16 protein-coding genes are annotated in these 18,663 nt (G+C 43.7%); 3 read left to right on the top strand and 13 right to left on the bottom strand.

Going from position 1 to position 18,663, the window contains the following annotated elements; genetic code table 11:
* Positions 1 to 22 precede the first annotated feature (22 nt).
* From FFR60_RS16845 to gad, 6 genes are all read right to left on the bottom strand, one after another.
* On the bottom strand, positions 23 to 1,372 hold the full coding sequence (locus FFR60_RS16845; RefSeq protein WP_137665033.1) for a PTS sugar transporter subunit IIC: 1,350 nt from the start codon (positions 1,370 to 1,372) through the stop codon (positions 23 to 25).
* 15 nt (positions 1,373 to 1,387) lie between these two features.
* Positions 1,388 to 1,726, bottom strand: coding sequence for a PTS sugar transporter subunit IIB (locus tag FFR60_RS16840; protein WP_137665032.1), 339 nt, complete (start codon positions 1,724 to 1,726; stop codon positions 1,388 to 1,390).
* 28 nt (positions 1,727 to 1,754) lie between these two features.
* Entirely contained in the window at positions 1,755 to 2,081 is a 327-nt protein-coding gene (locus FFR60_RS16835) for a PTS lactose/cellobiose transporter subunit IIA (protein ID WP_137665031.1), read from the bottom strand.
* 4 nt (positions 2,082 to 2,085) lie between these two features.
* Positions 2,086 to 4,011, bottom strand: a complete 1,926-nt coding sequence (locus FFR60_RS16830; protein ID WP_137665030.1) for a BglG family transcription antiterminator — start codon at positions 4,009 to 4,011, stop codon at positions 2,086 to 2,088.
* 204 nt (positions 4,012 to 4,215) lie between these two features.
* Entirely contained in the window at positions 4,216 to 4,533 is a 318-nt protein-coding gene (locus tag FFR60_RS16825) for a DsrE family protein (protein WP_088935431.1), read from the bottom strand.
* Between the two features lie 32 nt (positions 4,534 to 4,565).
* Positions 4,566 to 5,966, bottom strand: coding sequence for a glutamate decarboxylase (gene gad / locus FFR60_RS16820; RefSeq protein ID WP_137665029.1), 1,401 nt, complete (start codon positions 5,964 to 5,966; stop codon positions 4,566 to 4,568).
* 270 nt (positions 5,967 to 6,236) lie between these two features.
* Between gad and FFR60_RS16815 the strand changes: the two genes are divergently transcribed.
* Both FFR60_RS16815 and FFR60_RS16810 read left to right on the top strand, forming a co-directional pair.
* Positions 6,237 to 8,003 (top strand): Na/Pi cotransporter family protein, encoded by a 1,767-nt coding sequence (locus FFR60_RS16815; protein ID WP_137665028.1) that lies wholly within the window; start codon positions 6,237 to 6,239, stop codon positions 8,001 to 8,003.
* Between the two features lie 156 nt (positions 8,004 to 8,159).
* Positions 8,160 to 8,417 carry a hypothetical protein gene (locus FFR60_RS16810; RefSeq protein WP_088935434.1) on the top strand — a complete coding sequence of 86 codons (258 nt, stop codon included), beginning with the start codon at positions 8,160 to 8,162 and terminating at the stop codon, positions 8,415 to 8,417.
* 42 nt (positions 8,418 to 8,459) lie between these two features.
* Here FFR60_RS16810 and ade read toward each other — a convergent pair whose 3' ends face one another.
* The 7 genes from ade to FFR60_RS16775 form a co-directional block, all read right to left on the bottom strand.
* Positions 8,460 to 10,199, bottom strand: a complete 1,740-nt coding sequence (gene ade / locus FFR60_RS16805) for an adenine deaminase (RefSeq protein WP_137665027.1) — start codon at positions 10,197 to 10,199, stop codon at positions 8,460 to 8,462.
* A gap of 196 nt (positions 10,200 to 10,395) precedes the next feature.
* Entirely contained in the window at positions 10,396 to 11,979 is a 1,584-nt protein-coding gene (locus FFR60_RS16800) for an oligosaccharide flippase family protein (RefSeq protein WP_137665026.1), read from the bottom strand.
* A gap of 172 nt (positions 11,980 to 12,151) precedes the next feature.
* A complete protein-coding gene (locus FFR60_RS16795) occupies positions 12,152 to 13,597 on the bottom strand; it encodes an FGGY-family carbohydrate kinase (RefSeq protein ID WP_137665025.1) in 1,446 nt (481 codons plus the stop codon).
* Between the two features lie 39 nt (positions 13,598 to 13,636).
* On the bottom strand, positions 13,637 to 14,413 hold the full coding sequence (locus FFR60_RS16790) for an SDR family oxidoreductase (protein WP_010743859.1): 777 nt from the start codon (positions 14,411 to 14,413) through the stop codon (positions 13,637 to 13,639).
* Between the two features lie 47 nt (positions 14,414 to 14,460).
* Positions 14,461 to 15,387, bottom strand: coding sequence for an electron transfer flavoprotein subunit alpha/FixB family protein (locus tag FFR60_RS16785; protein ID WP_137665024.1), 927 nt, complete (start codon positions 15,385 to 15,387; stop codon positions 14,461 to 14,463).
* Positions 15,387 to 16,175, bottom strand: coding sequence for an electron transfer flavoprotein subunit beta/FixA family protein (locus tag FFR60_RS16780; protein ID WP_137665023.1), 789 nt, complete (start codon positions 16,173 to 16,175; stop codon positions 15,387 to 15,389). Before FFR60_RS16780 ends, FFR60_RS16785 begins: the two co-directional genes overlap by 1 nt.
* A 65-nt stretch (positions 16,176 to 16,240) precedes the next feature.
* Positions 16,241 to 17,728 carry an FAD-binding oxidoreductase gene (locus tag FFR60_RS16775; protein ID WP_137665022.1) on the bottom strand — a complete coding sequence of 496 codons (1,488 nt, stop codon included), beginning with the start codon at positions 17,726 to 17,728 and terminating at the stop codon, positions 16,241 to 16,243.
* A 216-nt stretch (positions 17,729 to 17,944) separates the two neighbouring features.
* Here FFR60_RS16775 and FFR60_RS16770 point away from each other — a divergent pair, with 216 nt between their 5' ends.
* Positions 17,945 to 18,658 carry a MurR/RpiR family transcriptional regulator gene (locus tag FFR60_RS16770; protein ID WP_137665021.1) on the top strand — a complete coding sequence of 238 codons (714 nt, stop codon included), beginning with the start codon at positions 17,945 to 17,947 and terminating at the stop codon, positions 18,656 to 18,658.
* Positions 18,659 to 18,663: the final 5 nt, after the last annotated feature.

Below are 18,663 nucleotides of genomic sequence, written 5' to 3'. Positions count from 1 at the left end.
CAGTTAAAACTGTCCTTTTCGGCTAGAAATCAATATCGGTTAAATATTGTTCGTCGTCATCTGAAATGACAGAGTTGGCTTTTTCTGCTTCTAATAAGGCTTCGCGTTCTAATTCTTGTTTTTCCAAGACCTTGAAGAACGGTAAGTATAAACCAAAGGACATCGCTACTTGAATCACTTGAATGATGATCGCGCGCCAGTCAAAGCCGGTTAAAAAGCCTTCCATAAATACCGGCACATACGGCGGATCAAAAATTGGGAAGTTCAATAGCCCCAGCTTCATACAGATCATTGGGAACATCCCAACTAAGGCACCGCCAAAGATGAAGGGAATCATCAAGACCGGATTTAAAATGATCGGCACCCCGAAAAGCACCGGTTCATTGATCCCAAACAAGGACGGCAGTAAGGCCACTGCCCCAACTTTTTTGTAGCGTTGCGACCTGCTGATGAGCATCGCTAAAACTAGCCCGATCGTAACACCTGAACCAGAGAAGTTGGCAAAGGCAGATAACGTGCCGTTAGTAATTACGTGCTGCAAAGGTTCGCCTGCTTCGTGAGCGGCGATGTTTTCTGATAAATATTGCACCGCGATTGGTGATAGGATCGGCGATAAGACTGCTGAGTGAATCCCGAAGAACCAGAAAACTAGACGCAATACCAGTACAATGTAAATGATCCATAATGAATCCAGACTGCCGATGGCTGGTGCTAAAACATCCATGATTACTTGCGGCAATAAGACACCGCCAGACAAACTATCCGTCACAGCGCGAATCGCGATGAACAAGACACCGATCGTAGCCGTTGGCGTGATCAACTCGAAGGAACTGGAAACGAAATCCGGTACCCCTTCAGGCATTTTAATAACCAGCTTATGCTTCGTGAAGAACTGATAAATTTTTACCGAAATAATAGCTATGAAGATTGCTGTGAACAGCCCTTTTGAATCAAGGTAAGAGGCAACAATATTGCCATTGTCATCGACATCCATCGCCACGATCAAAAACGCGATGGCAGAAAGCATCATGGAGCCGACCGTATAAAGCTTGTAATGCTCACTCAAGAAATATGAGATTGCTAAGACTGCATATAAACCAACTAAACCTAATGAAACTTTCGAAATGATTCCAAAAATATAGCCATAGTTTTCAAACCAATTCGCAACCGCATCTGCTTTGATAAACTCTGGGATCGATGGGAAGATCGCTGCGATCGAACCCAGCAGCAATACCGGCGTCATGACGACCATCCCTTTTTTGATCGCCGTTAAGTAAGGATTGCTGTCAACTTTGTTGGCAATTGGAACCAATGTTTTGCGAATGAATCCTTCGACCTTTTCAAAGGCACCCTGTTTCTTTGGATTTTCCATTTTTTTCTCTCCTAACTATTGGGTTTTCTGTGCTTGATTTTTACGATAAGCCACCAAAGCTTGCTTCATAACTGTCGCGCCATCCATTGAACCGTAAATATCAGAGGTTAATAAGACAGTCGGTTTGTCGACTTTATCAGCTTCGCCTTTGATGAAATCGTATTTGTGGCTTAATTGCGGGCCGACTAAAATTACATCATAATCATCGATATAGCGTTCCAATTTATCGACACCGATCGCTTCCATCGGATAATCCTTTTCCTCCAAGCTTTTTGATTCTTTGACCACTTTTTTCATGGACTCCATCATCATGGTAGTTGAGAAGCCTCCGGCACAAACGAGTAATGTTTTCATAGTGATATCCTCCTAAAAATTTTTTATCCTATTGCAAAGCCTTGGTTTCGCTTTGTTCCTTTAACATACCGATCATTTCTTCAATCAAATCACGAGCTAAGATGCTGGTCATCAGGTGATCCTGCGCATGTACCATCAACAAGCTTGTTTCTGTTTTATCGCCGTTGATCTCGCTGGTGATTAATTTGGTCTGCACGTCGTGGGCGTCGATGCTTTTTTCTTTAGCCTCTAGCATTTTCGCTTCAGCTTCCGCAAATTTTCCTTTACGTGCTAAGCGCAGTGCTTCAAAGGCAGAGCCCCGAGAATCTCCTGCTGCGGAAATAATTTTAAAAATATCCATTTCTTGATCGTTCATTGCTTTATCCTTCTTTCATTAAGCTTTTCATATAAGACATGAAGTCTTGAAAATTTGTGATTTTTTGTAATTGATTGTCTAGGGTCGGATCGTCCATCATTTTGATCATCAAGCGGCTGATTTCTTTATGCAGATTCAAATGATCCTTCTTGATGTTGATCAGAAAAATCACTCTTACCTGTTTTTCACGATAGCTCAGCGGTTTTTTCAACAGAATCACATCGATGACTTCCTTGACTGCCGCCTGCTCCATCGGATGGGGCCCTGCAATGCCGTGCTGATAGATCGTATCGATCATCTTTTCCCGTTCCAAGACACTTTGTTTAAAGCCCTGCTCCACCAATCCCTGCTCTTCTAAACGAACGCCTTCATTTTCTAAAAGCTCTAGGTAATCCTGCGCTGGCGGATCGATTTGAAACCAGTCTGGATCAAACAAGCTGAGAATGAATTGATGCACATCGAACACTTTGTTTTGCGATTCTCTTAAAAGATTCAGATCCTTTTCGATCTTGGTGATCTCGGCCTGATTTAAAATCGGTTTTGTGTAAATAATCGGAATATCGAATTGGTCCTGCGCCAGTGGCACTGTCGAGATCATCAAATCATAGGTTGAATCGATCTGATCGATTTCATTTAAGGCAAAGGTATCGACCTCCGCGTTGCTGAAAAGACGTTCCAGCGTGACTTTTAATAAATACGCCGCTCCTCCGCCAGTCGAACAGATAACCGCGATCTTTTGATAATCGTCGATGACTTGATTGGACTGCTTTTCCAAGCTCGCCGCGAAATAAATAGCGACATACCCGATCTCATCCTTGCTGATGTCAGCGTCCAAGTCCTTATTCAGCTCATTAATAAAGCCCATCGCTACATTAAAGACATTGGCATATTGTGTGTAGATGTCATCAATGATGGGGTTTTCCAATTGATGGCCGGTATAGAGCCGCTGCTGCAGCGGAGCCACATGCATCAATAACGCGTTGGCTAAATCTTGATCCTCGCGAAAATGCGTGTGATAGCGCCGATCGACATGCTCTAATGCCTTATCGATCGCCTGCTTTAATTGCCGGTTGCTGGCCGCATCATCTAACACCGCAAATTTTCCCCGCAGCTGTTCTTCTAAATAATTCTTCTCCGCGTTAGAAAATATGATCTGATAGGTCGCTTCGACATAGGCCACCAGTTCTTCGGTCAAACGATCATAATCATCGCCGATTTTCTGCTCCTCATCCTCTTCATTGTTCAAGGTGTTGTCCTGCATGATCCGAAAACTTAACAGGCGAATGTGCTGAACAATGTTCTCAAAGACGATGTCGCTGATTTTCAGTTGATTTTTCTGAAGCTGCTCTTGTAAAAAGCGCCGCAAATCAGCTTCGTCAAAAACAAAGTTGAACTCCTTGTAGCGTTCCGTCAGCACCGGTGTGTGGATGGTGTTGCGGATCAAATACAAGATCGCCCGTCGCTTTTTACTTTCGGTCCCGATGATTTTCAGACCGTAGTGAGCTTTGCTGAAAAGCGACAGCTCGTAAGTTTCGCAAAACTGCTCAACCTGCTTGATGTCCGCCTTAACGGTCGATAAACTAACATCCAGCCACTCCGCGATCTGCTGCATCGTGATGTATTCCTCGTGAAACAGCAGCAGCAGCTCAATATTTTTGATCCGTTCCTGCGGACTTGTGCTGTCTACCTGCTCCTGGCGCTTTGTTTGCGCCAAGTAGCTTTGAAACTTGGCCTGATCAAGAACCTTCAGCTGATAACCGGCTGAACGGACGCGCTCAACGTCAAAGCCAGCTGCTGTCCCGATCTCCTTTAACCATTTGATATCATTTGCGAGCGTTCGCTCCGATATTTGAAATGCAGCGGCTAATGCCTTGGGAGCAATCGCTTGCTTCTTTGCATATAAGTATTCAACAATTTTTTCTTGTCTCATAACTACCTCCCGCTTACAACAAAACTATACAATGTAAGCCCTTTACTTAAAATGGCAACTTTTTCAAATTAAAAATGCAAAAATGAACTGAATGAAAAGGCGCTTCCCTATTAAAGCATAGCTGGCTCCCCCTGCGAAAGTCATTTTTCATGACAAAAAAATAAGCCCTTCATGAATGAAAGACTTATTCTCCAGCTCAGTTTTCTAGCATTTAATATACGAGTACCCCTGCTCCTGCAAATCAACGAGACCGATCACGCCGGATTCGATGATCTCAACCTGCTCATGCATCTGCTTCGAGCGGACGTGGAAGTTCCGCATGGAATGATGACAAGCCTGATAGGTGATATGAGGGTACTCCTTCATAAATTTGATCACCCGCGGCAGCAAATAGCCTTGGATCGCCTCGCCATTCATCAATAGCACAATGTCTGCTTTAGGCTCTGACAACAAGATATGCTCAATATTATGACGGGCCTCTCTGATCATTCCCAACTCATCGACATGAAAAACAACTTTCATTTAAAACGCCTCCCTAATTCTATAATTTCTATTTAATGAGTGAAGCCATAATTTTTTATTTCTGTATCCTCGTGAAAAACCAAGTGACTCTTCTCCAGCTCCTTGATCGCCGCCTTCAAATCCTCGATAAAATCATGCGCCATGTTCATACCGAAATCACTCCGCACCACGATCCGCTGGATCACCTGATGCTCCAGATTTTTCGGCAGCGGATAAGAAGGAACCTGCCAGCCCTTCATCAATAACCGATCCGACAGATCATACAGCGTCCATTGCCGTTCGCTATCCTCTGACAATTTATAGCAGACTAATGGCAGCTGTGTGCCATCATTGATGATCTCAAAATGACGTGAACGCTCCAGCTCTTTTGCCAAATAGACCGCTACATCGTGGGTCCGTTGGTGGATACTTTGATAGCCCTCGAAGCCAAAACGTACGAAATTATAATACTGACCGATCATCTGAGAAGCACTATGGGAGAAATTGATCGCCATCGTCGGCATCTCGCCGCCAAGATAGCTGACCTTAAAGATTAACTCCTCCGGCAAATATTTTTCATCCCGCCACACGACCCAGCCGACACCGGGATAAACTAAACCATATTTATGCCCGGAAGTATTGATGGAGATCACATTTTTCAATTGGAAATCCCATTCCAGCTCCGGTTCAACAAAGGGCGCGTACAAGCCACCCGACGCCGCATCCACATGGATATAGACCTTGTGTTCTGTCTGTTGATTATACGCGTCTACTAGTTGATCTAATTTTTTAATATCGTCATATTGACCGGTGTAAGTGATCCCCAAGATCCCAACGATCCCGATCGTATATTCATCTACCGCTTCCAGCGCCTTTTCCACATCTAAGGACAAGTGATCCGCCGACATCGGAATCTCACGCAGCTCAATGTCCCAATAGACACAAAATTTCTCCCAGCAGACCTGATAGCCCGAAGAGATGATCAAATTTGGTTTCTTGGCCTGAATATCTACGCCTAACTTCTCAGCCCGCTTGCGCCAAGCAAACTTCAACGCCATTCCGCCCAGCATACACGCTTCAGAGGAGCCGATCGTTGATGTTCCGATATATTTTTCCGGACCACGCGCATTCCACAGATCCGCGATCATGTTCACACAGCGATTTTCCATCTCGGCAGTCCGCGGGTACTCTGATTTATCGATCATATTTTTATCAAGCGTCTCACTCATCAGCTTGACCGCCTCAGGCTCCATAAATGTCTGACAAAAGGTCGCTAAATTCAAACGAGAATTTCCTTCATCTAATAAATCATCTTTAATCATTTGGTAAGCAATCCGCGGTTCGATCGATTTTTCCCCTAAATGATAAGACGGCAATACCTCATCTTCATTCCTTGAACCAAAAATCGGTTCCAAATAACTCGCCTCACGTCGATCTTTCTTTCCATAAAGCATCTGACACATCTCCTCTAATTAAAAAAAGTGGCCCTGTTTATCCGATTGAAAAAAAATTTTCCTACTACTTTAAGAGTAGCTGAAAGCGCTAAAAAACACAAAAGAATTCCATCCATTTAACGAGCGATTTCTGCGTTTTTTGCGGATCAATGCAAAATAATGCGGTTATTTCAAAAAAAATAGGGCTTTTTTAAATAAAAGACTTTCTTTTTACTTGTGAATCTATTATTTTGGTAGTAGCATGCAAAAAAAATTAGCGGAGGACGCATTATGTCTTATCAAGAAATGCTTTTCAGTTTCTTAGGTGGTTTAGGAATTTTCCTTTTCGGGATCAAATATTTAGGGGACGGTTTGCAAAAGGCTGCCGGAAACCGATTAAGAGAAATTTTGAATCGATTTACATCAACACCTTTTCGCGCCGTTTTAGCCGGAATCATCGTGACCGGTTTAATCCAAAGCAGCTCGGGCACTACCGTATTAGCGGTGGGCTTAGTTAGTGCCGGCTTCATGACTTTAAGACAAGCGATCGGGGTTATCATGGGAGCCAACGTGGGGACCACTGTGACCGCTTTCATCATCGGGTTTAATTTGAGCGAGTACGCCCTGCCGATCATCGGTGCCGGTGCGATTTTACTCTTCTTTTCGAAACGAACCTCTTTACAATCGATCGGACAGATCCTCTTTGGGTTCGGTGCGCTCTTTTACGGCTTGAAACTAATGGGAGCCGCAATGGACCCCTTAAAAGACCTGCCGCAGTTTAATGAGTTAATGATCAGTGTCTCTCATCACCCTGTATTAGGTGTTGGTATCGGGACGTTATTAACGATGGTCCTGCAAAGCTCCAGTGCGACCATCGGTATTTTACAGCAGCTTTATATGCAAGGCAGCGTGACGCTGGGTGCCGCTCTGCCGATTCTTTTCGGTGATAACATTGGAACGACCATCACGGCGATCATCGCTTGTTTAGGGGCTAGTGTGGCCGCAAAACGGACCGCAGCCTCTCACGTGATCTTCAATCTGGTAGGTGCCCTGATCTTTACGATTCTCTTAGCACCTTTTACCAAAGTCGTCACCTTTTTCGCAGCTTCGTTAGGCTTGAATCCAGCCATGCAGCTGGCCTTTGCCCACGGATTGTTTAACCTGTCCAATCTGGCAATCCAGTTCTGGTTCATTCCGCAGATCGAAATGCTGGTGAAGAAGATCGTTCCAGGCAGCGAGAAGAATTTGAATATTCGAGCAGTCACCTTGAGCGAACCAATCATCCATACCTCTTCGGTTATGGCGATCGAGCAAGCAAAGGGCGAAGTGGTTCAGATGGGGAATTACGTCCTTTCTTCGCTAAACTCTGCCCGAAAATACTATAATGACACAAAAGAAGAATGGCGTGATGATGTCTTACAATATGAAGATGCCATCAATCAATGTGATATCGAATTAACAGAGTATCTCGTAAAAATCTCCGTCAGTGGATTGTCACCGTTAGAAAGTCAGGAACAAGCCATGCTGCTGGAGTTCACTAAAGACTTTGAACGTATTGGCGACCACTCCATCAACATCATTCGCTATGTGGAAGAATCGATTGCTCTGGAAGAAAAACAACGTGCCAAAGACAAACGAAACAAGACCAAATCAACGAGCAGCCGTCAAACCTTCCTGCTTCATGATGAGGATCTTGAACTTCTTTTCGATAAGGTATCAAAAAATATTCGCGATGCGCTGCAAGTTTTGGAAAACGACGATGTCGAACTTGCCCAAAAGATGTTGGACCGCGAAGAAGAAATCAATCAATTAGTAGAATTATTGCGTAAGAAATACATCAAGCTCATGACAAATGGCGAAGGCCGCGCCGCTGACGGTGTGCTTTTGATCGATATCAGTTCGAACCTTGAACGCTCCAGCGATCGTACCTTGCATATCGCCAAGTATTTCTTAGGAAATAAATACAACTTTAAATACGATACGTCCAACTTCCATTATGAAGAAACCGAAGAAGCAGCCGATGAGACAATCGGTGAGGCCGGCGAGGCTTTGGACTAAAAGTTAATCTTTTCGGAGTGGAGAAATCCACTCCTTTTTTTGTATCATTTTATTCCTCCACCTTTCACAATCGTAAGCTTACAGCCTTTTTCGTAAGTATTTTCCTATCAGCTTCCTTGGTAAGATAAATGTATCAAAGAAAGGGAGTTGTAAAAAATGGATACATTTACTGTTATTTTGTTGGGTTGGGGGCTTTATTCTGTTGTTAATTATTTTGAGAAACGGGGCGAACGCGGCAAAGCAATTATCGCGACGATGCTGGTTAGTTTGGCGATCATTTTATCAAATATCTTCGGTAATTTTGCCAGCGCTTCACAGCTGGGCTTGCCAAAGTTACTCTTGACGGTCGGTGCTTGTGTGCTGATTCTTTCCTTCTTCATTTTTCTGCCGGCTATTTTCAGAACAAAAAAATAAACTAGGTGAAAGATCTTTTTCGAGATCTTTCACCTAATTTTTTTATTCTTCGACAGATACGGGCACGACTTCAAACTTCGTTACATCCACCAAGCCAATGTCGGTGATCTTCAAATTAGGAATGACGGCTAAAGACATGAAGCCTAGTGTCATGATCGGATCAACTTTTTCCGACACACCTAACACTTCATGGGCCAAACGATTGATCTCCGCTTCTTGGGCTGCGACCTCTTCGCCTGAAAGATCGCTCATCAATCCCGCGATCGGCAAAGCCATACTGCCGATAACTTCTCCTGATTCGATCAATACCACGCCGCCTTCTTGTTCCTTCAATGCGTGTACGGCGGCAGCCATATCCTCGTCATTCGTTCCTGTAACGATCAAGTTATGGGAATCATGGGCGATCGATAAGCCGATCGCACCTTTTTTCAAGCCATAATCCTTCAACAATCCCGCAAAGACATTACCGGTATTATGATGCCGCTCAACAACCGCGATTTTGGTGACATCCTGCTGCGGATCAAACACAAACCCGCCTTGAATATCTCTTTGAACAGAAACGATCGCTTCATTGGTCAAAGCCTCCTGCGGAATGACTTCGATCGCACGAGCTTTACTGCTGGTTAAGTTCAGTGCTAACTGCTCTTTGCGGAAGTTGTCGATATGGACACTCGATTGAACACTTTCGGTCGAAATTCGTTTGATTGCTGGAAGATACTTTCCATTTTCAGCGATCAATTCGCCAGCAATATACGTCGCTTCGATCTCCACTTGTGCTAAATCAGAAAAAATCACCAAATCGGCTCTCAAGCCGGGAACGATTGCCCCGCGATCAGTTAATTGGCAGCACTGAGCTGCATTAATCGTCGCCATTTGAATCGCTCGAATCGGAGAAACCCCTTCTTCAATACAGATCCGAATGCTGTTGTCCAAATGTCCTTTTTCCAGCATTGTTTTCGCCTGCAAGTCATCCGCTGATAACACACAACGCTGGTAGTTGTTATCCGTCACACCTTTTAACAACGTCCGCAGGTTCTGAGTTACCGAGCCTTCACGTAAAAAGACGTACATGCCGCGAGCGATCCGATCCTTCAATTCCTGAACGGTTGAACATTCATGATCGTTGGCGATCCCAGCAGCGGCATAAGCGTTTAATTCTTCATTGAAAACCATTGGCGAATGACCATCAATCCGCAAGCCGCGTTCCTTTGCGGCCAACAGCTTATCCAACACCTCGTCTTGGGCATTAATCACGCCGGGGAAATTCATGAACTCCGCCAAACCATCCACCTGATTTTTTTCGAAGGCTGGAATCATGTCCGCCGCCTCTACTACCGCACCAGCATTCTCCATGTTCGTCGCCGGTACACAAGAAGGCATCATATAGCGAATATCCAGCGCCGTTTCCTTCGCCGCCTCCACCATATAATCCAATCCCTGCAATCCTAAGACATTAACAATTTCGTGGGGATCAGCCAACACGGTCGTCGTTCCATGAGGCACTAACAGTCGGCCAAATTCCTCCGGTGTCACATAAGAGGACTCCACATGGATATGCGGATCAATAAAGCCCGGCGCCACAAATTTTCCCTTTAAGTCGACGGTTTCTTTCCCTTCATACGCTCCGTTGATCCCAGCGATCCTTCCATCAACAATCGCTACATCCCCTTGCATGATCTCCGCTTGATAAACATCGATCACCTGCGCATTTTTTAAAACTAAATCAGCCGGTACCCGTCCCGCTGCTACATCAATCAATCGCTTTAATGCCTTTTTATCCACTGCCTTCTCCCCTTTTTAAATATTTTTTCTATTATAGCAGGGTTGAACTCGCGAGACACTAACAAATCGCTATAATTTGAAAAAGATTCTAAGAAAGGCTCCACAAACTCGCTTTTCAAAAAATAAGCAAGTTTATGGAGCCAGAGAATTTAGAAATGACCTATAAAGAAGTTGCTATTCTGCTAATCACTCTCTTTTAAAGAAGAGCTCTAATCTTTGCCCTCAGCTTCCTCCCAAACAACATCGCGATAAAGGCTAGCGCACCAACACAGCCAATTACAGCAATCAGAATAATTGATTGAAATCTATTTTCGAAATTAATCATGTTAGATAAGAAATTGAAAGCTAATAAACTGATAAGAATCATCACTAATGTAGACTGAAATAATTTTAAGTAGTAGTTACGATTATAGCTTATTGGATGAATATCTAGCTGCTTAACTATAAATCGATAAGCAATTATTGTTGCAAATACGGTACTAAGCGTTGTCGCAATGGCCAAGCCAAAACCTTTGAACAGATAAATACAGGGGATTTGAAGCAGCAATTTTAATAGAATTATCTGTGAAGTGAAATGGATCGCCTTCTTATGAAAACTCAACGCCTGTAAAACGGCAAGTAATACTGTAAAAATACCCAAGAATGATGTACTAATGATCGTCACTGCTAAATACAGGCTTCCTGCAAAATCAAAACCAAAGAATAGTGTATTTAAAGGCACACATAGCAGTACCATCCCTATTGTTGAAGGTACTAAAAAAGTAATCGTTAAACGAAGGATATCCGAGACACTGGTCAGCAAATCAAATTTCGCCTTAATCATACTCAACAGGGGCAAAGAGGAAATAGTGATCGAACTGATAATAGCTAAAAGTATCGGTGCTAATTTATTCGGATTTGTAGAAGCCAGTGTATAAAGTGTTTGTAACTCACCTAAACTAATCTGTGGAAAAAGTAAAGAGAATAATGGTCTCAATGAAACCTGATCAATCAGCTGTAAAATGGAGATGGCTGATCCTACATAAACAAATGGCAAAGATTCCTTAATTATATCAACGGCAAGTTTTTTCGATTTTTTTAAAGATTTTATTGGTGAAAAAGTGAAATACTTAAGACGAAACATATCCTTCTTCTTCCCAGCCCAAAGCAGATAAGCAATAGCGAATATTCCGCCTACACTTGACGCAAATGTGCTCAGTACAACCGCTGATAGAATACTCCCGTTAAAATGAACTCGGACCAAATAGGTTCCCATCAGAATTACAATCACTCGAACCAATTGCTCGATAACTTGAGAAATCCCAAACGGAACACTCAAACTTAACCCTTGGAAATATCCTCTTATCGCACTTAACATAGGTATGATCAGCAATGAAAAGCATAAGCTTCGTATTGCTGTTGTACCGGCCGCATGATTAACTATCGGACTGATGCTGCTCAATACTGGCGCAAAAATAAACATCAATAAAGCAGAGAGAATACCTATCATTTCCATAACAGCCAAACCACTTTGAAATAATTCTCTTATCCGATCTGTATTCCCTTTAGCATTTAACTCAGCAATTTTTTTCGCAATGCCGCTAGGAAAACCCGCTGTACCTAGCGATAAAAACAAAGCGTAAGGAAGATACGCGACGTTATAAAGAGCTTGCGCAGTTTGCTGATCACGAGTATTCCCCATAAATATCAGCCAAGGAATCAGATAGACAATTCCTAGAACCTTGCAAATAATGTTAGACATAGATAACCAAAAAGCTCCTGTGAGCAATTTCTTTTTCATTTACTTACCTCCAACCAGATAGAATAAGTATAGATAAAATACTCATCGCAAAGCCGTATTGATCAAGTTTCTTAACTATAAATTAATGATGTCTAACAACAGAAAAGTCTATCATAATCAAACGCCAAAAAAGCAGCTCCGCTATTTTCCGGAGCTGCTTCCTTCTATTATATTAGCCTTCTGGATGCAGCACATTATGTGTCTTCTTCAACACTTCATCTGTATAATCCGTTAAGCCTTGATACACTTCTTCATTTAACTGTTTATAGATCGCTACGTTTTCTGGTTTTGGCGTGAAGACATCCTTCACCTTGACCATTTTTTCAACAGCTTCTTCGTAACTTCCATAAATGCCTAAGCCAACCGCTGCGTTGATCGCAGCTCCGACGCTGGCACTGCCGTTTACGACATTTCGTTTGACCGGCAGATTGAAGACATCCGCAAATATCTGCATCAGCAAGTCGCTGTTTGACCCGCCGCCGGTAACGATCACTTCATCGATCGGATGACCCATTTCATCCGTCATATTGGTGACATTGTTCTTAATCGTATAAGCGATGCCTTCCAAAATAGAACGGTACAGATAGCGATAATCGTGATGGGCATTGAAGCCGATCATGACTCCTCGTTTGAATGGTTCCCAAGGATTCGCTAACCAGTCTAATTTTGTCATCAAGCCGTCACTTCCAGCTGGAATATTTGCGGCTTGCTCATTTAGATATTCCTCTTCACTGATGCCTTGATAGTTGGAGCGAATACTGATTTTTTCGCCTAACAAATCTTTGAACCAAGAAACAGTCCACATTCCGCGACGAATACCATAGCCTTCATAAATATAACGACCAGGCATAGAGGACAGGATGCCCCAATAATTCACCGCATCGCTAGGTGGCATCTGCTTACCCATCATCATGCTGCAAATATAAGTACCTAAAGAAACCACAGCACTCGTATCTTGGATCAATCCAGCCCCCAGCGCTTCAACCGCTTTATCACTAGTTGTGGCAAATACTGGCAGACCTTCAGGTAATCCCGTCTTTTCGCTGGCTTCCTTGGTGATCGTTCCCAGCCTGTCTCCGGGTTTGACCGCTTCAAACAGCATATCTTCTGGTAAATTATATTGCTTCAATACTTCTTCATTGGTTGACCAGTCCCACGTATCATAATCCACCGGCCATTGTCCAAAGTTATTGCCGATATTATCCTTGAATTCACCCGTTAAGCGATGCGTGATATAACCGCTGGTGGATGTCACGTATTGCACATCTGGGTTGTCGTGGACATAAGGCGTTGACGTACGTTTATCCATCCAGCTGATGACTGGCTGTGCCAGCTTGCCGTCTTTTTTCAATAAAACGCGGCAGCAGCGGATAAAGCCTAGCCCGATCCCTACGATATTTTCCTTCCGTTCTCCGAATTCATCCATCGCTTTACTTGCGGCGGAGCATAACGCATCCCACAAATCATCGCCTGGATGTTCAACTACGACATCTTCTCCCAGGTGCATCGGACGCAGCGCTTCTTTGCCTTCGCCCACGATATTTCCTTCTAAATCAAAAATGACGATCTTGGTACTTTGGCTTCCGCCGTCAATACCAACAATATATTTTTTCTCCATAGTCTCTCCTTGATTTTTTTCTTCTATAATATAGGTGGACTATCGTACTAAGAACCCACCATCGACTGCCAAGATATGTCCATTAACAAAATGCGAAGCTTCTGATGCTAAGAAAGCTGTTGCGCCCATCAAGTCAGCAACATCGCCCCAACGTCCTTCTGGTGTATGATCCACGATCCACTTGCTGCGTTCTGGGTCTTCGATGGATGCTTTGGCCGCATGTGTTTTGAAGTAGCCCGGTGCGATCCCGTTTACTTGGATATTGTATTGCGCTAATTCGTCACAATAAGCTTTGGTTAAACCAGCCAAGCCGTGTTTAGACGCTGCATAAGCCGGTGCCCATTGTCCACCCAAGAAAGAGAACATAGAACAGATGTTGATGATTTTTCCGCTCTTTTGAGGAATCATTACTTTAGCGGCTTCATGACTCATATCAAAGGCTGCAGTTAGATTGATATTGATGGTTGGGTCCCATTTGTCGCGACCGTAGCTTACGACATCGTCACATGGACAAATGCCCGCGCAGTTCACTAAAATATCAACTGAGCCAAATTCAGCGACACATTTTTCAACTACTTCTTGGCACACGCCGTCTTTAGTAATGTCTGCTTCCATGTAGGCTGTTTTTGCTCCGCGTTCTGCTAACACCGCGTTGAATTCTGGATCGTCAGGCATGATCGACGGCATAAAGATGTTCGCGCCTGCTTCTGCTAATGCCAATGAGAATGCTTGTCCTAATCCCGTATTCCCGCCTGTTACGATCGCGTTTTTCCCTTTGATGTGAAACATATCCATTTTAAAGTCTTTGATTTCCATTTTTCTACCTTCTTTTCCTTTATTTTTGTTTTTCACCCGCTTGGGGGTTATCCCTTAAGTTTGCTGCTGAGTTTCCTTGCGAATTCCGCTGCATCGCCATGTACGACAATACTAGCTAAATAATTCATCGGCGCACCAAGATCCGTGTTCACCGAAATAATCTCTTTGACATTCTTTAATCCTTCGATATGCTGCGTCGAGCCATAAATTCCCAGCGCCAGATAAAGATCGGGGCTGACTGTCTTGCCCGATTGCCCCACTTGGATCTCTCGCGGCGCCTTCTTGCGATCGACCAGCTGTTTTGATACCGCCACGACGCCCTTCAGCTCATCTGCCAAATCCTGCAATTGATCGATCGGCTGCGTATAGCCGCCCCCGGCCGAAACAATCACGTCTGCTTCACGAATATCGATGCCGCTTTGTTCACTTTCCACGACCGCTAACACTTCGATTGATGACGCTTTCAATTCTGCAGGAATAAAATCGATGATTGATGGTTCCTTGGTCAAGTCCTTCGCATGAAAGACATTGGGATGGACACTTGCCATGATGGGAGACGATTCGCACACGATACTTGCCATAATATTGCCTGAAAAAGCCGGCCGCACCAGTTTTTTTCCGCGTTTGTCGACATGGATATCGGTAATATCAGCCACTAATCCTACCTCAAGCCGCATCGCCAAGCGCGGCGCCACCATTCGCCCAAATTCCGTTGCTAAAATGATGATGCTGTCAAACTGATACTTCCTATGAACCTGCTCAATGATATCCGTTACTACCCGACTGTCCTTTAGTTGGAGCGTTGGCGTCTCAACATTAATCACTGCATCAAGCCCTTTAACTTCTTCAGGCAAGTTGATCCCTAAACCATAAACGCAGGTTTCTTCTTCACCAGCCAAACGATTGACTACCTCGACCAAATCCAATGAATAATCGATCTGATCGTTATCTATCAGAATGAGTCCTTTAAACATTATAAGTACCCCTTTTCTTTTAGAAAATGAATCACTTCATCGATGCCTTCGTCGTCGACCTTCACCACTTTGTGTTCCACCTGTTCTCTTTTTACGACTACATTTTTTCTCACCTTGGTAGGTGAACCCTTGCCGCCAATTTGTTCGGCTGTTAACTGCAGGTCCTCATTCGTTACCAGCGCAAATTGGTCATCCACATTTCTCCCGATGTTCTCATATCTAACAAACCCTAAGCGCAAATTCATTTGATGGGTGACGCTCAACACGCTGGGGTTTTCGATCTTCAAGCGATATGTTCTTTCCTCTTGCAGCGCTTCAACGATCGAATAGGCAGGAGTCGCTTCTTTGATTGCAACGATATTTGAAAACTGATTGATCCCCATCGTTTCCGCGATCTGCGGACCCACATGACCTGTTCCGCCATCTAGCGTATGTGTACCGGTGAGCAATAAATCATATTCCTTCGAGGCAAGATAGCGAGAAATGATCCGACTGGTCACCAGTGAATCGCTGCCGGCAAAATGTCGATCGCTGATCAATGTCGCATGATCCGCTCCCAGCCGAACAAAGTCCTTCATCGGCTCTTCCAGCTTCAGCGGGCCCATCGTCACGACTTCCACATAAACAGAAGGGTCCTGCTTTTTTTGCATCATGGCAAAAGCCACGGCATTCTTATCATCTGGATTTAGAATCAGACGTGAAGCGTCGCGATTGATCTTGTCTGTTTCGTAATCGTATTCAAATTTTTCCGTGTCTGGAACGTATTTGACTAAACAAATGATTTTCATACTTGCCCTTCCTATCACTTCATTTCATTCAAGGGCGAAATTTCGCCCTCGAATGAATCGTCGATTTATTTTTGATACTTCAAGCCTTCTTGAACTGGGTAGATATTACCAAAGCTCATGACACCCTTCGGATCGAAGACTTCCTTCAAGCTTTCCAGCATATAGTACGCAGATTGGTGCTCTTCTTTGGTCCATTCATTCCGATATTTGCCGATACCGTGATGGTGACACATTGAGCCGCCTAATTTCAGTGTTTCTTCTACGATGATCGCTTGGATCGGATGATGATAAATCTTCATTTCATCTTCTGGTTCGCAGTTGATGTCATAGTTGTAAACGAAGTACATATTAGTTCCGTTCAAGTAGCTATGAGAAGAATGTCCGCCTAGCATCGTTAAATCATCTGCCCGCGGAAACTCGTTGCGAATCCGGTTGATGACGTTGTTATAGATTTTCGTGATGGTTTCCCAATCGGCTGAGACCTCTGTCGTATAGCCATCATGCTTGTCATTATCGATCATGCCTTGGATTTCATCGTCGATCGTTTGTTGAGTCCAGTTCAATTGGTTGAACCAGTTTTCGATCAACTGAGAATCCACTTGCTTCACAATACCGTCTTTGAATTTTTCGACCGCTTCTTCGATTCCTTTGCCGGTCGCTTCAACGATGCCTTCTGGTCCTTCTGCCATGAAGATCAGGACGCATTTTCCTTCGTAGAAATGATAGAAATGCTGACGTGCATCTTCTGGCGAATACGTCCGGGCAACCGATGGACGATAGCCGTTTACCATCACTTCACGCAGAACCTTCACACCATCTTCGACATCGTTCACTAGATAGCCAAAGAATTTATTATTGTCTGGATAATATTTAAAGATTTTCACCGTTACTTCGGTGATGTAGCAAAGTGTTCCTTCATTTCCGATGACGATATGGCGAATATCTGGTCCGCCGGCACGACGAGAAATATTTTTAATGCGTGAGATGTGACCATTCGGGAAGACACATTCAAGTCCGACTACCATGTCTTCGATCCCGCCATATAACGTTGAGAATTGTCCGATTGAACGAGTGGCCACCAAACCGCCATATTGTGCGATCGGTTTTGATTGCGGCGAATGTCCCGTCGTATAGCCGATCTTTCTCAGCTCATCTTCTAACGCTTGCAAGGGAACGCCTGCTTGAACAGTCGCCTGCATGTTGTAAGGATCTATTTTTAAAATCTTGTTCATACGCGAACCGTCGATTACTAATGCTAAGTCTTTCCAGTTTTCCAAGCCGCCTTCAGTTGCGGTTTGACCACTTCTAGGAATAACGTTGATGTCATTGTCGTTACAATACATCAGCAACTCTTTGACTTCTTCTGCATTGTTGGGATAAACAACTGCAGTCGGCAGCGGATTGTCCAGCACCCCTTTAGCTTTCATATACTTGCGATAGCGGTCGGAGGCGGCATCATATAATGTTGTATGATCCGTGACTACCTGTTCTTCAGCGACGATTTTTTTCACGTCCTTAATGATTGCTTCTTTCACCAATGTTTCAGAATTCATTCAATTAGCTCCATTCATCTTTTTTTCGAAAGCGCTTTTCCTGAGTTCAGTATAAAGGGTCATTTTCCATTTTACATTAAAATTTGATTAAATTTTCTATTTAATTTCATTTTTAGTCTGCTTTTAGGAAAATTTTCCATTTATTGTTTGCTTTTTAGATTCTAGCTATGCTATTCTGAACTCAAGATAAATCCCTGCGAATAAGGAGGCAGCCCTATGAAAATACAATTGGATCGTTTAAACGATCTAGAAATAAAAATCCATAACCGTTTGATGGAGGAAAGCCAAGTCAATCCAAACTTGACCATCACCGAAGCCGCGAAGCTGACGGAGGTCTCGCCTTCCAAAGTTTCCAAGCTGGTCAAAAAGATGGGCTTCTCCGGCTACAAGGAGTATTCCCGTTTTTTAACCGGCAAAGAATTAATCAAGCAAAAAAAATTAAATAGCGAGTTTGCCCGCATCAAAGAGTTCATCGAAAATTTCGATGAATTAGCCGTCGATTATTTAGCCGACCTGATCCAGCAATCCGAAAAGATTTTGCTTTTCGGTTACGGGCCAACCAACTTTTGCATGGAATACTTTGAATACAAGCTGAATTTCACCTTGAACAAAAATGTCATTCGCGTCAGCCAGCCGTCACTGATCCCAGATCTGTTAACAGAAGATTCGCTGCTGCTGATCTTTTCTGTTGCCGGCAAATTCGCCAACTTCGATCCTTTGTTCGAAGAAGCGAAAAAACACCACGCCAAATCATTATTGGTGATGGAGGAGTTGAACACAGACCTATCCCTCGATGCCAGTGAGATTATTTTCTTAACCAAGTCTCACCAAGACGAGCAGTTGAAGTCTCATGAAAAAACGCGGACGATCCTGTTGATGTACATCGAGGAAGTCATTCGTAAGCTGATGAAAGAAGCCCCTCGCGAATAAACTCG

Origin of the sequence: Enterococcus hulanensis, assembly GCF_005405485.1 — a bacterium.
GTDB classification, from domain to species: domain Bacteria; phylum Bacillota; class Bacilli; order Lactobacillales; family Enterococcaceae; genus Enterococcus_A; species Enterococcus_A hulanensis.
The sequence above is the reverse complement of the archived record's forward strand: the minus strand, read 5'-3'. Positions and strand labels throughout refer to the sequence as shown.

Coding starts and splice junctions, on each gene's coding strand:
- FFR60_RS16845 (WP_137665033.1), bottom strand. CDS start 1,372: ATGGAAAATCCAAAGAAACAGGGTGCCTTTGAAAAGGTCGAAGGATTC.
- FFR60_RS16840 (WP_137665032.1), bottom strand. CDS start 1,726: ATGAAAACATTACTCGTTTGTGCCGGAGGCTTCTCAACTACCATGATG.
- FFR60_RS16835 (WP_137665031.1), bottom strand. CDS start 2,081: ATGAACGATCAAGAAATGGATATTTTTAAAATTATTTCCGCAGCAGGA.
- FFR60_RS16830 (WP_137665030.1), bottom strand. CDS start 4,011: ATGAGACAAGAAAAAATTGTTGAATACTTATATGCAAAGAAGCAAGCG.
- FFR60_RS16825 (WP_088935431.1), bottom strand. CDS start 4,533: ATGAAAGTTGTTTTTCATGTCGATGAGTTGGGAATGATCAGAGAGGCC.
- gad (WP_137665029.1), bottom strand. CDS start 5,966: ATGCTTTATGGAAAGAAAGATCGACGTGAGGCGAGTTATTTGGAACCG.
- FFR60_RS16815 (WP_137665028.1), top strand. CDS start 6,237: ATGTCTTATCAAGAAATGCTTTTCAGTTTCTTAGGTGGTTTAGGAATT.
- FFR60_RS16810 (WP_088935434.1), top strand. CDS start 8,160: ATGGATACATTTACTGTTATTTTGTTGGGTTGGGGGCTTTATTCTGTT.
- FFR60_RS16800 (WP_137665026.1), bottom strand. CDS start 11,979: ATGAAAAAGAAATTGCTCACAGGAGCTTTTTGGTTATCTATGTCTAAC.
- FFR60_RS16795 (WP_137665025.1), bottom strand. CDS start 13,597: ATGGAGAAAAAATATATTGTTGGTATTGACGGCGGAAGCCAAAGTACC.
- FFR60_RS16790 (WP_010743859.1), bottom strand. CDS start 14,413: ATGGAAATCAAAGACTTTAAAATGGATATGTTTCACATCAAAGGGAAA.
- FFR60_RS16785 (WP_137665024.1), bottom strand. CDS start 15,387: ATGTTTAAAGGACTCATTCTGATAGATAACGATCAGATCGATTATTCA.
- FFR60_RS16780 (WP_137665023.1), bottom strand. CDS start 16,175: ATGAAAATCATTTGTTTAGTCAAATACGTTCCAGACACGGAAAAATTT.
- FFR60_RS16775 (WP_137665022.1), bottom strand. CDS start 17,728: ATGAATTCTGAAACATTGGTGAAAGAAGCAATCATTAAGGACGTGAAA.
- FFR60_RS16770 (WP_137665021.1), top strand. CDS start 17,945: ATGAAAATACAATTGGATCGTTTAAACGATCTAGAAATAAAAATCCAT.